Source organism: Mycolicibacterium aurum, from assembly GCF_900637195.1.
GTDB lineage: Bacteria > Actinomycetota > Actinomycetes > Mycobacteriales > Mycobacteriaceae > Mycobacterium > Mycobacterium aurum.
Genome location: NZ_LR134356.1, coordinates 5,058,062 through 5,073,883, shown reverse-complemented (window position 1 = coordinate 5,073,883; position 15,822 = coordinate 5,058,062). Strand labels below are relative to the sequence as shown.

13 protein-coding genes are annotated in these 15,822 nt (G+C 65.1%); 8 read left to right on the top strand and 5 right to left on the bottom strand.

What is annotated here, in order from left to right; all coding sequences use genetic code 11:
• Positions 1 to 35 precede the first annotated feature (35 nt).
• Positions 36 to 1,547 (bottom strand): aldehyde dehydrogenase family protein, encoded by a 1,512-nt coding sequence (locus EL337_RS23895; protein WP_048633657.1) that lies wholly within the window; start codon positions 1,545 to 1,547, stop codon positions 36 to 38.
• Positions 1,548 to 1,815: 268 nt separating this feature from the next.
• Here EL337_RS23895 and EL337_RS23890 point away from each other — a divergent pair, with 268 nt between their 5' ends.
• From EL337_RS23890 to EL337_RS23865, 6 genes are read left to right on the top strand one after another with little or no spacing between them, the layout of a single operon-like run.
• Positions 1,816 to 3,030, top strand: a complete 1,215-nt coding sequence (locus EL337_RS23890; RefSeq protein WP_053086847.1) for an amino acid ABC transporter substrate-binding protein — start codon at positions 1,816 to 1,818, stop codon at positions 3,028 to 3,030.
• Between the two features lie 44 nt (positions 3,031 to 3,074).
• Positions 3,075 to 3,956 carry a branched-chain amino acid ABC transporter permease gene (locus EL337_RS23885; protein ID WP_048633533.1) on the top strand — a complete coding sequence of 294 codons (882 nt, stop codon included), beginning with the start codon at positions 3,075 to 3,077 and terminating at the stop codon, positions 3,954 to 3,956.
• Positions 3,953 to 5,821, top strand: a complete 1,869-nt coding sequence (locus EL337_RS23880; protein ID WP_197724144.1) for a branched-chain amino acid ABC transporter ATP-binding protein/permease — start codon at positions 3,953 to 3,955, stop codon at positions 5,819 to 5,821. The genes EL337_RS23885 and EL337_RS23880 overlap by 4 nt, the downstream gene beginning before the upstream one ends.
• Complete coding sequence (locus EL337_RS23875; RefSeq protein ID WP_048633532.1) at positions 5,818 to 6,582, top strand: ABC transporter ATP-binding protein; 765 nt, start codon at positions 5,818 to 5,820, stop codon at positions 6,580 to 6,582. The genes EL337_RS23880 and EL337_RS23875 overlap by 4 nt, the downstream gene beginning before the upstream one ends.
• A 17-nt stretch (positions 6,583 to 6,599) precedes the next feature.
• The gene (locus EL337_RS23870) at positions 6,600 to 7,541 is read left to right on the top strand and encodes an NAD(P)-dependent oxidoreductase (RefSeq protein WP_048633531.1); all 942 of its coding nucleotides are present in this window, start codon (positions 6,600 to 6,602) and stop codon (positions 7,539 to 7,541) included.
• Positions 7,538 to 8,803 (top strand): M24 family metallopeptidase, encoded by a 1,266-nt coding sequence (locus EL337_RS23865; RefSeq protein WP_048633530.1) that lies wholly within the window; start codon positions 7,538 to 7,540, stop codon positions 8,801 to 8,803. The genes EL337_RS23870 and EL337_RS23865 overlap by 4 nt, the downstream gene beginning before the upstream one ends.
• Positions 8,804 to 8,907: 104 nt before the next feature.
• Here the strand turns inward: EL337_RS23865 and EL337_RS23860 are convergent, their stop codons facing one another.
• The 4 genes from EL337_RS23860 to EL337_RS23845 form a co-directional block, all read right to left on the bottom strand.
• Positions 8,908 to 9,495, bottom strand: coding sequence for a carboxymuconolactone decarboxylase family protein (locus tag EL337_RS23860; protein ID WP_048633529.1), 588 nt, complete (start codon positions 9,493 to 9,495; stop codon positions 8,908 to 8,910).
• Positions 9,495 to 10,871 (bottom strand): NADP-dependent succinic semialdehyde dehydrogenase, encoded by a 1,377-nt coding sequence (locus EL337_RS23855; RefSeq protein ID WP_048633528.1) that lies wholly within the window; start codon positions 10,869 to 10,871, stop codon positions 9,495 to 9,497. Before EL337_RS23855 ends, EL337_RS23860 begins: the two co-directional genes overlap by 1 nt.
• A gap of 128 nt (positions 10,872 to 10,999) precedes the next feature.
• On the bottom strand, positions 11,000 to 11,659 hold the full coding sequence (locus EL337_RS23850; protein ID WP_048633527.1) for a GntR family transcriptional regulator: 660 nt from the start codon (positions 11,657 to 11,659) through the stop codon (positions 11,000 to 11,002).
• Positions 11,660 to 11,666: 7 nt separating this feature from the next.
• The gene (locus EL337_RS23845) at positions 11,667 to 12,191 is read right to left on the bottom strand and encodes a VOC family protein (protein ID WP_048633526.1); all 525 of its coding nucleotides are present in this window, start codon (positions 12,189 to 12,191) and stop codon (positions 11,667 to 11,669) included.
• Positions 12,192 to 12,353: 162 nt separating this feature from the next.
• Between EL337_RS23845 and EL337_RS23840 the strand changes: the two genes are divergently transcribed.
• Together EL337_RS23840 and EL337_RS23835 are read left to right on the top strand one after the other, a co-directional pair.
• The gene (locus EL337_RS23840; RefSeq protein ID WP_048633525.1) at positions 12,354 to 14,540 is read left to right on the top strand and encodes an alpha-ketoacid dehydrogenase subunit alpha/beta; all 2,187 of its coding nucleotides are present in this window, start codon (positions 12,354 to 12,356) and stop codon (positions 14,538 to 14,540) included.
• Positions 14,540 to 15,778 (top strand): dihydrolipoamide acetyltransferase family protein, encoded by a 1,239-nt coding sequence (locus EL337_RS23835; protein WP_048633524.1) that lies wholly within the window; start codon positions 14,540 to 14,542, stop codon positions 15,776 to 15,778. Before EL337_RS23840 ends, EL337_RS23835 begins: the two co-directional genes overlap by 1 nt.
• Positions 15,779 to 15,822: the final 44 nt, after the last annotated feature.

Sequence of the window (15,822 nt, the reverse complement as noted above, 5' to 3'; positions counted from 1 at the left end):
ATCCGCGAGCCGAGAGAGGGGTCACCGGCGCGAGATCAACCACGCGGTGGCCACACCGGAACCTCCCCACGGCCGGAGCGGAATCGCACCGCCTTCGACCGCACGAATTCGTGCAGCGTCTCCGGTGCGTTCTCGCGGCCGAATCCACTTCCCTTGATACCGCCGAAGGGCGATCCGAGGAACGAGCGGCGCATGTAGTTGTTGACGAAGATCATGCCGGCCTCCAGACGCTGCGCGATGTGCCAGGCCTTGGCTTCGTCGCGGGTGATCATCGCCGCGGTCAATCCGTAACTGGTTCCGTTCGCGATCTCGATGGCCTCGTCCAGGGTCGAGTACCGCATGATCAGGGCGACGGGGCCGAAGATCTCCTCCTGTCCCACGGTCGAATTCGGGGTCACATCGGCGAGGACAGTCGGCGGCACCCAATAACCGTCTGCATACGCCGGGTCGGTGGGCACGTGCCCCTGGCCGACGATGCGCGCCCCCTCGGCGAGCGCAGTCTGCAGGTAACTCAGGACGCGGTCACGTTGTCGCGCGTCGACCATCGGCCCGACATCGGTGCGTGGATCGAGTCCATCGCCGACCACCAGCGCAACGGCGGCAGCGGTGAACCTCTCCAGGAATTCGTCGTAGACGCTGTCCTGCACGACTATCCGCGCGGTGGACGTGCACGCCTCGCCCTGGTTGTAGAACATGCCCTCGATCGACACCTCGACGGCGAGGTCCAGGTCGGCGTCCGGCAGGACCAGCAGTGCGTTCTTACCACCGAGTTCCATTGTGGCGTAGGTGAGATTCTGTGCGGCAGTCTCCAGTACGCGTCGGCCTGTGGCCGTCGCGCCGGTGAAGCTGATCCGCTCAACCTGCGGATGACCCGCCAGCGCCGCACCCGCGTGCAGGCCGGGCACCGCATTGAGCACCCCGGGCGGCAGCACCTCGTTCGCGATCTCGACGAGGCGGAGCACGGTCAGCGGCGCCTGCTCGCCCGGCTTGATCACGACGGTATTACCTGTGATCAGTGCGGGTGCACCCTTTTTCGCGAAGTGGATGGGTGGCCAATTGAAAGGCAGGATGCACGCCACCACACCGTAGGGTTCGTAGAGTACGCGTGTCTCGATCGGCCCCTGATCGATGATCTCGCCCGGCAGGCTGTCGCCGAGGCCTGCGAAGAAGTCGAAACAGTTGGAGCTGAAGTTCACATCGTTGGCGAGAGCATCGCGTTTGGGCTTGCCGTTCTCGCGCGAGACCAGCTCACCCAATTCGTGTGCGTGAGCGCGGATCCGATCGGCAACCTGCCTGAGATAGACGCCGCGCTGGCGGCCCGACAGCGCCCGCCAGGCCGGCAGAGCAGCACGTGCTGACCGTACGGCTCGGTCCACCAGTGCCGCGTCGCCGGCGACCACCCGAGCCAGGGGGTGGGCTGTCGACGGTTCGATGACGTCGAACGTGTCCGCGTCGCCGACGGGCACAAAAGCGCCGTCGATGAAGGCCCCCCACTCCTCTCGTGACAGGGGGCCGGGCCTGCTCACCGCGGTGTCGGTGATCGTCATCGTCACTCCAATGTGTCGCTGCATGCTGCAATCGATTGCAGGTGAACTATAGCGCCCGGTCCATATCCGGCGGAAGACGTCCAACCACGGCGGCAGGCAAACATGCAGACCAAGTGCCGCATTGCGATCTCGCAGGTGCTACTCCGTCGACGCTTGGGTGTTGACACCCTCCGCGGTGCTGTGTGACGATTCACTGCAATCGATTGCATATGAGCTAGGTAACATTCGGGGTCCCGGCGGGGCAATCGGTCTGACAGAGAGGTTGGACATGCGCTTTACCACCACTGCTTTTCGCGCGACCGCAGCAGCTGCTGCGATCGCGCTCGCTGCATCGGGGTGCTCGGCCGATGACAGCAGTGACGGCGACACCATTCGCATCGGCGCGTCATTACCCCTGACCGGCGAGTTCAGCCAGGGCGGACTGGACACGCAGCGTGGATACGAAACCTGGGTCGAGATGACCAATGAGGCCGGCGGACTTCTCGGCAAGCAGGTCGAGATCGTCGTCAGGGACGACGCGACCCAGCAGGAGACCGCGGTCAGCAACTACAACAACCTGATCTCCCAGGACAAAGTGGACCTGCTACTGGGCAGCCAGTCCTCCCTGCTGAACATCCCCGCCTCGGCCATCGCCGAGAAGAACAAGATGCTGTTCGTCTGTCCGTCGTGCGGATCGCCGGACATGTTCAACCGGGGGTTCAAATACATCTTCTTCTCGCAGCAGGCCGTCGCCACCGATCAGGCGAAGGTGTTCGCGACCTGGATCGCGAACCTGCCACCCGAGCAACGCCCGAAGACCGCCGCCTACCCGTCGCTCGATGACCCGTTCGCCGGGCCTGTCGTCGAAGGCGCCGAGAAGATCCTCTCCGACGCCGGGATCCGGACCGTGTACAAGGACCAGTACCCGGCCACCACGAAGAACTTCGACTCCGTGGTCAACGCCATGCGCGATGCCGGAGCCGAAATCGTGGTTCAGGGAGCGCAATTCGAAGACGGCGTCAACATGATCCGGTCGATGAACCGGGCGAACTACCAGCCGGAAATCCTCTATCAGAGCAGCTCGCCCACGTACGGCCAGCAGTATCTCGATGCGGTCGGCCCGGACAACGCCGAAGGGGTCTTCTTCTCGTCGAGCTACAGCACACTGGCCGAGACCCCGCAGAACGCGGAGTTCGTCAAACGCTTCGAGGAGAAGTTCGGCCAGAGCCCGCCTGAGGACGCCGCCGACGGCTTCGCGGCCGGCCAGGTGCTCTCCGCCGCGGTCAACGGGGTCGGTTCGTATGACGACCAACTCAAACTGGCAGATTGGCTGCGCGCCAACAGCGTCGACACGCTCCTGGGCTCGTTGAGCTGGAACGAAGACGGCAGCCCCAAGGGTGACTTCCTCGTCGGCCAGTGGCAGGGCGGCGTGTCCCAGGTGGTGCTGCCCACCGATGTCTCCACCTCCGAGAACATCATGCGTTGGCGTGGCGGCGACATCTAGCGGACAACGCATCCTCTCCGCACCGAACTAGGAGCTGAAGCCCCATGACCTCGCTCGTCCAAACGCTCATCCTCGGCCTACTCGTCGGCGCGTTGTACGCGCTGATGGCGTCCGGCCTGACCCTGATCTTCGGGGTCATGCGGGTGATCAACCTCGCCCACGGTGCGTTCGCCGTGCTGGCGGCGTTCCTCACCTTCACGTTGTGGAAGCAACTCGGCCTGGATCCGCTGTTGTCGATCCCGATCGTCATGGCAGTGATGTTCGGATTCGGCTGGCTGGTCTACGTCCTGGTGATTCGCCACGTCCGCGGGGCACACGTGACCATGACGGTATTGGCCACCTTCGGGATCGCGCTGATGCTCGAGGGAATCATGGGCTTCATCTGGGGCAACACCTCGTCGACCGTGGTGGTGTCCTACACCGACGCCTCGCTGTCGCTCGGCTCCATCTACATCCCCCAGGCCATGCTCATCGCCGCGGTGATCGCGGTCGCCGTGATGGGCGCGCTGTACCTGCTGCTCAACCACACCTGGGCGGGCCGGGCGATTCGGGCGGCGTCGTCCAACGAAAGCGGCGCACTGCTGGTGGGGGTGAGCGTCGCGACCATTGCCGCGCTCACCTTCGCCATCGGTGTCGCCACCCTGGGCGCCGGCGGTGCGATGTTGTCCACCATCTATCCGTTCCTGCCGGGGACCCATTACCAGTGGATCGCCCGACTGCTGGCCATCGTCGTGCTCGGAGGTCTCGGGAGCCTGCCGGGCGCCATCCTCGGTGCACTGGTGATCGGCGTCGGCGAGATGGCAGCGACGGCCTACGTCGGGGCAGCCTGGCCGGTCGCGGTGCCGTTCCTGGTCATCATCGTCGTCCTGATCACCCGGCCGCAGGGCCTGATGGGCACCCGACTCCGAGAGGACGCGGTCGCGTGAGCACTCCAGACGCCAGAACCCGCCTACTGGACCCGAAGCTGCACACCTGGGCCACCCGTGGGTTGGTCGGGGTCGCCGCGGTCGTGATCCTGCTGTTCCCCCTGTCGCCCAGTATGTCCGCGCAGAACATCGTCATCCTGTCGCTGGTGCTCGCCATCGGCGCCAGCGGGCTGAACATCATCACCGGCTTCACCGGCTACCTGTCGTTGAGCCAGGGCGCGTTCATCGGTATCGGCGCCTACGTCGGCGCCATCCTCGCCACCCGCTTCCCTGACATCGAGCCCCTGGTCTGGGTACCGATCGCCGGAGTGATCGCCGCGGTGATCGCGATGATGCTCGGACTGGTCACCTACCGGTCGCGTGGACCCGCCTTCGTCATCATCACCGTGGCGTTCCTGTTCCTCATCCAGTTCGTCGCGATCGAGTGGGTACCGGTCACCAACGGCACCGCGGGTTTGACGCTGCCGCTTCCGGATTGGCCCGAGGCGTGGGGTAATTGGCCGTTCCATCTGGCTCTGGTCGCGCTGCTCACGCTGTCTCTGCTGATGACGTGGTGGATCCGGCGGACCAAGTTCGGCATGGGGCTGATCGCCATCCGCGAGGACGAAGGCAAGGCGGGCACCATCGGTGTCAACGCCCCGGTCTACAAGCTCCTTGCCTTCGGGTTGTCGGCACTCTTCGTCGGCATGGCCGGCTCGGTGTACGGCTACTACCTGTCCTTCGTCGACCCGATCGGCATGTTCTCGATCATCACCAGCGCGCTGATCGTGCTCGCGGTGATCCTGGGCGGGCGTGGCACCCTGTTCGGTCCGGTGTTGGGCGCGTTCATCATCCAGCCGGTCAACATCTACGCCAACCAGGCCTTCGGCGGCGGTAACGCACGGCTCGTGCTGTTCGGCGGGCTTCTGGTACTGCTGGTGATCCTGCTGCCGAAGGGCATCCTGCCTACGTTGGCCAGCCTCATCGAGAAGGCGAGAACAAAGGGCACCGTGGGGCTTTCCGGCGCCCGGCTCAACCCGCTGGACCGGCCACAGGCACCCACAGACGTCCGCAAGCCGATGACTACCGGTAAGACGTTGCTTGAGGTCCGCGGCCTGCACAAGAGTTTCGGCGGCAATCATGCGGTGAACGACTGTAGCTTCACCGTGCCCGAAGGGTCGATCACCGCGTTGATCGGACCCAACGGTTCCGGCAAGACGACCGTGTTCAACCTCATCTCGGGGACCATGGCCCCCGAGAAAGGGGAGATCCTTCTCAATGGCGAACCGATCCAGGGCCTGTCGCCGTGGTCGCGGGCACACCGCGGCGTGGGCCGCACTTTCCAGATCACCCGGCTGTTCCGGGAGATGACGGTGCTGGAGAACGTCGTCGCACCGTTGCGGGACTTCTCCGTCGGCCAACTCGGCCTTGGTGCGGTCAGCGGGTCCGAGGCCGCGCGGGCCGAGGAGCTGCTGGAGTTCGTCGGCATGGCCGCCTACCGCGATGCCCGGGCCGGCTCGCTGTCCTACGGCCAGCAGAAGCTCGTCGAACTCGCCCAGGTGCTGATGCTCGATCCGAAGCTCATTCTGCTGGACGAGCCTGCGGGCGGCATCAATCCGACGTTGATCGAGCGGATGGGTGATCTCATCCGGGAGCTCAACGCCAAGGGCACCGCCTTCCTTCTGGTGGAGCACAACATGCCGTTCGTTGTCGGACTGTGTGACCCCATTCGGGTGCTGGCCCGCGGCGCGGTGATCGCCGAAGGCAGCCCGGAGCAGATCCAGAAGGATCCGCTGGTGCTCGACGCCTATCTCGGTGATGACTATCTGCTCGAGGCACCGTCGAAAGGCTCGAATGTTCCTGTAATCGAGAGGAATCCGGCATGATCAAGCTTGTTGGTGTGGTCGCCGGATACGGCGGTGGCAACGTCCTGCAAGGTGTCGATCTCGAAGTCGGTGCGGGCGAACTGGGTTGCATCGTCGGCCCGAACGGAGCGGGCAAGTCCACCGTGCTGCGTGCAGTCAGTGGCATCTTGAAGCCGAGTGCCGGCCGAATCCTGCTCGACGGGAGGGACATCACCGGACTGGCGCCCCACGAGGTGCTGGGTTGCGGTGTCACACAGGTACCGCAGAGCAACGGACTGTTCCCGACGCTGACCGTCAAGGAGAACATCCTGATGGGCGCCTACGTCATCCGCCGGCAGCGGTCGCTGGTGAAACAACGCTATGACGAAGTCCTCGGCATGTTCCCGTTGGTGGCCGACAAGACCGGGATCCGCTGCGGCAACCTGTCCGGTGGTCAGCGGCGCATGGTCGAGTTCGCCCGGTCGCTGATGCTCGACCCGAAACTCGTCCTGCTCGACGAACCGTCTCTTGGCCTGGATCCCAAGTCGCTCACAGTGATCGACGAGGCTGTGGCGATCATGCGGGCAGCAGGTAAAGCGGTGCTGATGGTGGAACAGAACGTCCGCTTCGGCCTGCGGATGGCTTCGAGCGGCATCGTCATGGAGAGCGGCCGGGTCCTGCTCACCGGACCGGCCGCGTCCGTCCTGGCCAATCCGGAGATCGCCGACCTCTACTTCGGTGGTGCCGTGCATGCACCCAGCACATCCGACACCGACGCCCCGGCCACCCAGCCCACGGCCTGAAAAGAAAAGGAACTGACATGTCTGCCTCAAACCTCAAGATCGGCTGGATCGGCGCAGGCCGTATGGGTGCCCAGCTCGTCACACGGCTGCTCGACGCCGGCTACGACGTGACCGTCTACAACCGCACCGCGGCCAAGGCGGCACCGTTGGCTGCCAAGGGCGCCAACGTGGTCGGCAGCCCGGTGGAGCTCGCCGATCGTGACCTGGTGTTCGTGATGGTGTCCAGCTCGAAGGACCTGGAGCAGGTGATGCTCGGCGAGGGCGGCCTGCTGACGGGAGAGTCCTCGCCCCGGATCATCGCCGACTCGTCGACGGTGTCCGCTGAGGCCAGCGCCAAGATCCGCGAAGCGGCGAATTCCCGTGGTTGCGACTTCCTCGCCACGCCTGTCAGTGGCAATCCGAAAGTGATTGCGGCAGGCAAACTCACGGTCGCGGTGTCGGGACCTCGCGAGGTATTCGAGTCGATCGAACCGGTTTTGGGCGTGTTCGGCCGCGGTGTCACCTATGTCGGCGAGGGTGAGGTGGCGCGGTTGGTCAAGATCGCCCACAACTTGATGCTCGGCGTGGTCACGCAGTGTCTGGCCGAGATCACCGTGCTGGTGGAAAAGGGCGGCGTCAGCCGGGCCGATTTCCTGGCGTTCCTCAACGACTCGGTGATGGGATCAACGTTCACCCAGTACAAGACGCCCGCATTCGTGAACCTGGACTTCGCGCCGACATTCACCATGGAACTGCTGCAGAAGGACTTCGACCTCGGTCTCGAGGCCGCCGACGCGCTCAAGTCGCCCATGCCGATCGCATCGGCCACCCGGCAGATCGTCGCGCAGGCCGCCGGCGCCGGGCTGGGTATCGATGAGGACTTCGCAACGCTGTTGCTCGAAGTGGCTCGCGGTGCGGGTGTCGAACTGAAGCCGGAGAACGTGTCGGTGGACGACGGTCTGACGCCGGTGCACTCATGACGGCACTTGCCGCCCCGCCGGTCACGGTGCGCCCCCTCGGCGCACCCGGCCACATGGGCGTCGACTACGAGGAGCGGGTGGACTTCGCCCGGCTGCGGGACTACCGGATCGGCCGGGCAAAGGCGGCACTTGCAGCTAGCGGTTGCGGCGCCTTCCTGCTGTTCGACTTCTACAACATCCGCTACACCACGCAGACCTGGATCGGCGGTGCGCTGGGCGACAAGATGATTCGCTATTGTCTGCTGACCCGTGAGGGTGATCCGATCCTGTGGGACTTCGGCTCCGCGGTGCGCCATCACAAGCTGTACTCGCCGTGGTTGCCGCAGGAGAACTGGCGGGCGGGTTTCCTCGGCTTCCGTGGTGCCGTCGCCCCGGACGCAGGACTGATGCGTGACGCGGTGACCGAGATCAAGAGCATCCTGACCGAAGCGGGTCTTGCCGACGAGCCGGTCGGCATGGACATCGTGGAGCCACCGTTCCTGTTCGAGATGCAGCGCCAGGGCCTGACCGTGGTCGACGCGCAGCAATCGATGCTGGATGCCCGGGTGATCAAGTCGAACGACGAGATCATGCTGCTGAATCAGGCGGCTGCCATGGTCGACGGGGTGTACCAGGACATCGTCGACGTCCTGAAACCCGGTGTGCGCGAGAACGAGATCGTTGCGCTGGCCAACAAGCGGCTCTACGAGATGGGCTCCGATCAGGTCGAGGCCGTCAACGCCATCTCCGGGGAGCGGTGCAACCCGCATCCGCACAACTTCACCGATCGCATCATCCGCCCGGGCGATCAGGCGTTCTTCGATATCATCCACTCCTACAACGGGTATCGCACCTGCTATTACCGGACGTTCGGTGTCGGCTCGGCGACACAGAGCCAGCGTGATGCCTACAAGACTGCACGGGAATGGATGGACCGCTCGATCGACGCGATCCGCCCGGGTGTGGGCTCCGACCAGATCGCCCGGTTGTTACCCAAGGCCGAGGACTTCGGGTTCGAGAACGAGATGGCGGCGTTCGGGCTCCAATTCGCCCACGGGCTGGGCCTGGGTCTGCATGAGCGGCCCATCATCTCGCGACTCAACTCGTTGGAGAACCCGATTGAGCTGCAGGCCGGGATGGTGTTCGCGATGGAGACCTACGCGCCCGCCTCCGACGGAATCTCCGCGGCGCGGATCGAGGAGGAGGTGGTGGTGACCGACAACGGACCGGTCATCCTCACCAAGTTCCCCGCGCAGGAACTGTTCGTGGCCAACGAATACTAGGCGGGGCCGGCGGGACCCCTCGCCCGCATCCCCGGCCGAGATCTGCGCCAGGGTCGTGCACTGTCAGCAGTCCACGACCCCGGCGCAGAAATCGGCGCAACTGCTCACTTTCGCAGCGACTCCGCCACCTCGGGTGCCAAGCCTGCCAGCGTGCCGGCGCCCAGATCGCCGTGTTGCAGGTTCAGGGTCTTGAGGAACTTCTGCTGACCCATCGTCAACCCGATGAAGTAGCCGAGTTCGACGAGTTCCGGCTCGGTGAAGTGCTTGTGCAGTTCGGTCCACAGCTCGTCGTCGGCAAGATTCGCATCCCATGCGATGGCCTCGGCCCATTGCAGCGCCGCCTTCTCCCGATCGCCGAGCACTGTGGAGTCACGGAATTCGATCACCTCATCGAACTCGCGCTCGGACAGCCCGGCTTCGGCGCCGAGATGCGAGCGCTGGCCGGCGCAGTAGCCGCACTCGAGACTCTTGGCGATGAACACCCGCGCAAGCTCCTTGACCGAGTGGTCGAGCACTCCCTCGCGGAAGACCCGCTGCCAGGAATCGGCGAAGGTACGCAGCACCGCGGGTACGTGGGCTCTGATGGATTGGCTCTCCAGCCGTGGCGTGCCGAAGGTACGTGAGTCGTCCAGGATCCGCGCCAGGTCGGGTTCGGTGACGTCCTCGGGCCGGACATAGCTGATGCGCGGCATCAGGCTTTCCACACTGTCTTGAGGTTGCAGAACTCGCGGATTCCGGCGGCGGCCAGCTCCCTGCCGTACCCGGAGTCCTTGACGCCGCCGAACGGTAGCTCGGGGTAGGAGACGGTCATGCCGTTGACGAACACCGCACCGGCGTCCAGATGCGAAACGAACCAATCCTGTTCGTCCTCATCGGTACTCCACACCGCCGAGCTCAGCCCGAACGTCGTCTGGTTGGCTACCCGCGCTGCTTCCTCACGATCTGCGACCTTGTAGACCGATGCCACCGGCCCGAAGACCTCCTCCAACACAATGCGCATGTCGTCGGTCAGTCCGGCCAGCACGGTCGGCGTGTAATAGAAACCGGGCCGATCGGGTGCGGACCCGCCGGCCAGTACCTCGGCGCCCTTCAGCACGGCGTCGTCGACCAGTTCGGCGACCTCGTCGCGTCCGGACTCGGTGGCAAGCGGCCCCACGTCGGTGGACTCATCCATCGGGTCACCGACCTTCAGGGCGTTCATCTTGCCCACGAAGTGTCGGACGAAGTCGTCGTACACATCAGCATGAACGATGAAACGCTTTCCCGCGATGCAGGATTGGCCGTTGTTGGAGATACGGGCCTTCACGGCCGTCGCGGCGGCGGCCTCCAGATCGGCACTGGGCATCACGATGAAGGGGTCGGAGCCGCCGAGCTCGAGCACCGCCTTCTTGATCTGCTGGCCCGCGGTCGAGGCGACAGACCGGCCGGCCGGCTCCGAGCCCGTCAACGTGACGGCCTTGACCCGGCGGTCCTCGATCACCGCGGCGACCTCGCGTGACCCGATCAGTAGCGTCCGGAACGATCCGGTCGGGAAACCACCCTTCTCGAAGAGCTCATCGAGGAACAGCGCGGATTGTGGCACGTTCGAAGCGTGCTTCAGGAGTCCGGTGTTGCCTGCCATCAGGGCGGGCGCGGCGAATCGGATCACCTGCCACAGTGGGTAATTCCACGGCATCACGGCCAGGACCACACCCAGGGGCTGCCACACCGTGCCGGCTTCCGATGCGGCCACCGAGGTGGGATCGGCTAGTTGCTCAGCCGCGAGAAAGGACTCGGCGTTGTCGGCGTAGAAGCGGATGTTCTTGGCGCACTTGAGCACTTCGGCGCGTGACTGGGCGATGGGCTTGCCCATCTCGAGGGTGATCATGGCCGCGGCGCGGTCCACGTCCGCTTCGAGGATGTCTGCCGTGGCGTGCATCCATTCGGCGCGCTGCCCAAAAGTGGTGCTGCGCAGCGTATGGAATGCCTCGGCGGCCTCGGCGATCCGACGCTCGGTCTCGGCGCCGTCGTGCGCCTCAAAGGTCTCAAGGGTCTCCCCGGTTGCCGGGTTGACGGTGGCGATGGCCATGGCTGCGGTCCCTGCGTCGATGGATGCCTGGCTAGCGGATTGGATCCTAATTGCCCGCATTAGCGCTGTGGCGATAGACAAACGCCAGCTTAACGCTCGAATTGGATGCAATCAAGGAATCGTCGAACTTACTCGAAGACTTCCGGATGGCGTGCGAGCTGACGGCGGGTGCGTCGGATGTGCCCGAGTAGCACCCGTTCGGCTTCGCTGGAGTCGCGCTCCCGGATGGCCGCGACCAGCATGTGGTGCTCATCGTGAAGAATCCGGTGACTCTCCGCGTCGAGCAACCGGGTGAACGCCCGCCGGTAGTGCTGGGTGGTGTTCCACAACCGCTCGACCGTAGGTCCGAGAAATGTCGTCCCTGCCCCGGCATAGCTGCCGAGGTGAAACTCCCGGTCCAGCTCGAGGAATTTCTCGACGTCGTCGATGCGGCGCATCTGTTCGGACAGCTCAGCCAGCCGGTCGACCTGCGTGTGGTCGAGTTGCGGCAGGCTGTAGCGCAGCAGCAGGGGTTCGATTCGCTCCCGCACCTGGTAGAGCTCGATGCACTCGTCGAGGCTCAGCCGCGCGATCCAGGCCCCGGCGTTGGCCACCGTGGTGACCAGGCCGTCGGATTCCAGGATGCGCAAGGCTTCTCGCACCGGCACCCGGCTGGCTCCGTACTGGGCCGCCAGCTCCTCCTGTCGCAACCGGGTCCCCGGCGGATATGCCCCGTGCAAGATGGCGCGACGCAACTCGTCGGCGACACGAGCGCCGGTGACCCCGTCGCGGACCGGAGGGTGCGTCATCGCGCCGTCAATCCGCGGGCCGGTTCGGATTCCACAGAAGGACCTCGGCGTCGGCTTCGTATGCCTTGCCGCCGGGAAAACTGACCAGCTCGAACTGCATGCCCCACGGGCTCAGAAAGTACACCCACCGCTGACCCTCGCTCGCGTTTCGGCTCGCCGTCGGCTCTCCGAGTATGCGGATGCCCTCCCTGCGCAGATAGTCGACTGCGGCGTCCATGTCGTCCACGTAGAACGCCAGGTGATGCCCGCCGATATCGCTGTTGCGCGGAGCCGGGGCCTGGCCGTCCGCCGGTTCATACTGGAATACCTCGAAATTGGCGCCCGTACCGCACCGGTAGAACCGCAGCTCGCGCATGACCGTGCGCGGATGGACGTTGAGGTGCACCTGCATCCAATCGTCGTCGTGCGCGTAGGGGCCCAGGGTGTAGACGTGCGTACAACCGAGCACCCGGACGAAGAAATCGTGCGCCTGCGCCAAATCCGGCACGGTGAAGCCGATGTGGTCTGTGCCGACCAAGCCGGGTAGTGCCATGTCGATACCCTCAATTCCACTACTGGATCCAATTGCGGCCATCCTAGCGGCTTTCACCGAGCAATTGGGCTAACTTATGGCCAAAGTGGATCCAATAGCGGTATGTTCGCTCCACTGCCTGATCGGTGCCGTCCGGCGCCACGATCGACGGAGATGAGGGACATGCCACTGGAACGCCGCCTGGAAACGGGCTCAGCATGGGTGCAGCTGTCGACCACCGATGACGACTGGAATGCCGCTGACCCGGCCCTTCTCGGCACGATGCTCGCCGAGTTGCACCTGATCCGTGCGTTCGAGGAGACGGTGCTGGACCTCGCCGGGGAAGGCCTTGTGCACGGTCCGGCCCACTCCAGCATCGGGCAGGAGGGTGGCGCGGTTGGATCCATCGTCGGCCTGCGCTCCACCGACGCCGTCAACGGCTCGCACCGTGGGCACCACCAGTTCCTGGCCAAGGCACTGACCCACGTGGCCGGGGGTGTCCTGGACCCGGTCGCCCCGATCACTCCCAAGATTCAGCGGGTGTTGCAGCAGACGCTCGCCGAGATCCTGGGGCTGGCGCAGGGTTTCTGCCGCGGCCGAGGCGGGTCGATGCACTTGCAGTGGTTCGAAGCGGGAGCCTTGGGCACCAATGCGATCGTCGGAGGCGGAGTGCCGATGGGCGCGGGTAACGCGTGGGCGCAAAAGCACAGCGGCACAGACGACCTGACCATCAGCTACTTCGGAGACGGATCCAGTCAGATCGGCTCCGTGCTGGAGACGATGAATCTGGCGGCTGCCTGGAAGCTGCCTTTCTGCTTCTTCATCGAGAACAATCTGTACGCGGTGTCGACCCGAGTCGACGAGATCACCGCGGACGCCCGACTTTCAGTGCGTGGGCAGGGGTTTGGTATTCCGGGCTGGCGCGTGGACGGGATGGATCCGCTCGCGGTGTTCCTGGCCACCGAGCAGGCGGCCGAACAGATGCGCAGCGGTGGCGGTCCTGCCGTAATCGAGGCCGAGGTGTACCGGTTCTTCCACCAGAACGGTCCCTATCCGGGAAGCGCTTTCGGCTACCGGGATAAGGCCGAGGAGGCACAGTGGCGCGCCCGCGATCCGCTCGACAAGGTGGCGAACGAGATGGCCGCGCTGGGGCTGATCGACGAGGACGGGGTGACCGCTCTGCAGAAGCAGGCGCAAGCCGCGATGTCGGCGGCGGTATCCGAACTCTTGGAGCCCGATCCCGACAAACCGGGCAAGCGCCGGATCCGCCCGGACCTCTGGCCGGATCCCGGCTTCGTCAACGTGGGTGTCCGCGGTGATGCCGGCGAGCTCGGAAAGCTGCCCGTCTTGGAGCCGACGACGTTCCAAGGGGCTTGGCGGGAAATGAAATTCGTGGAAGCGGTGGCCGGTGTGATGGACCGCCGGATGGCGACCGACGAGCGCATCGTCATTTTCGGCGAAGACGTCCACCGGCTCAATGGCGGCACCAACGGGGCCACCAAAGGACTGGCCAAGTACGGCGAGGACCGGTTGATCGGCACTCCCATCAGTGAGAACGCCTTCACCGGTCTGGGTGGCGGTCTCGCCCTCGACGGGCGGTTCCGGCCCGTCGTGGAGTTCATGTACCCCGACTTCATGTGGGTGGCCGCCGACCAGGTGTTCAACCAGATCGGCAAGGCACGACACATGTTCGGCGGTGAGAACGCGGTGCCCTTCGTACTACGAACCAAGGTGGCGATGGGATCCGGCTACGGCTCGCAGCACCTGATGGACCCGGCCGGGATCTTCGCGACCAGCCCGGGTTGGCGAATCGTTGCGCCGTCAACGGCCGCGGACTACGTGGGTCTGATGAATGCCGCTCTCGCACTTGAAGACCCGGTTCTCGTCATCGAGCACGTCGACCTCTACGGGATCGCCGACCGTGTGCCCGACGGCGACCTCGACTACATCATTCCGCCGGGCCAGGCTGCGATCCGGCGGACCGGCGACGACGTCACGGTGATCAGCTACCTGTCGATGGTGGCCCATTGCGCCGAGGCGATCGAGCAGACCGGCATGGACGCCGAGTTGATCGATCTCCGATGGCTGGACCGAGCCTCCATCGACTGGGCGACCATCGAGGCCAGCGTGAAGAAGACCAACGCCGTCCTCATCGTCGAGCAGGGCGCACGCGGCAGTTCCTACGGCGGATGGCTGGCCGACGAGATCCAACGGCGGCTGTTCGACTGGCTCGACCAGCCTGTCGAGCGGGTGTCGGGGGAGGAGGCGTCGCCGAGCATTTCGCGAGTCCTCGAGCGTGCCGCCATCGCGCGCACCGAAGAAGTGGTCGCTGGGCTGGAGAAGATTCGTATCGGCATGGGGCAGAGCTGATGGCCACAGTGGTGCGGATGCCCGAAGTGCTGGCCAATGCCGGCGAGGCGATCATCCAGACCTGGCTGGTGTCGGTGGGCCAGGAGATCTCGATCGGGGATCCCATCGCCGAAATCGAGACGGAGAAGGCCGTTGTCGAGTATGCGGCCGAGGTGGGCGGCATCATGTCGCGGCTGTTGGCCGAGCCGGGAGCGACGATCGCCGTCGGCGAACCGATCGCCCTGGTCCTCGCGCCGGGAGAGACGGACGCCGAGGCCGATCCGCCACCGACCGACTCGCCGCGTGACCCGGAATCAGGGGCACCCGTCTTAGAAGAGACGCCCAAAACTCTGCCGGCCGTGCCGAGGGGAGCGCCGAGCGAAGCTCCGGCCGCGACGAACGGTCGCCGTCTCTTTGCCACTCCTCTGGTGCGGAAGTTGGCCAAGGAGAGGGGGATCGACCTCGACGCGGTGATGGGAACAGGACCCGGCGGCCGTATCGTGCGGCGCGATCTGGACCGACTGCCCGCCCCAGCGGCTGAGCCCGCGCCTCGAGTGCCGGAAAAGCCGATAGAGACAACGGCCCACACCGACATTCCGCTGACCGGGATGCGCAAGGCGATCGCGCGTCGGCTCACCGAGAGCAAGACCACGGTGCCGCACTTCTACGTGAAGGCGGACTGCCGCGTCGACGCGCTGCTCGAACTGCGTCGCTCCGTCAACGACACAGGCACCGTCAAGGTGTCGGTGAACGACTTCGTGCTCAAGGCCGTCGCCGGGGCTCTGGTGGAAGTTCCTGAGGCGAACTCTGTGTGGAACGGCGACTCGATCCGCAGGTTCGCCGGCGTCGACATCGCGGTGGCCGTCGCGGTGGACGGCGGTCTGCTCACGCCGGTGGTCCGCAGTGTGGAACGTCTTCCGCTGTCGGCGATCTCCGCGCAGATTGGTGACCTCGCGGCTCGCGCCCGGGCCGGGAAAATCAAACAACAGGAACTCGAAGGCGGCAGTTTCTCGGTGTCGAACCTCGGGATGTATGGCGTGGCGGAATTCTCGGCCATCCTCAATCCGCCGCATTCAGGGATCCTTGCGGTGGGCGGCGCCAGCCAACGACCGGTCGTCACCGACGGAGAGCTCGCCATGGCAACCGTCATGACTGTCACCTTGTCGGCGGATCACCGGGTGATCGACGGTGCGGTGGCTGCCCAGTGGATGGCGGCCTTTGTCCGCCGCGTCGAGAATCCTCTGACGATCTTGATCTGACGCTGGGTGGGCTGCGGGGAATGAATAACCGCAACCGCGCGCTT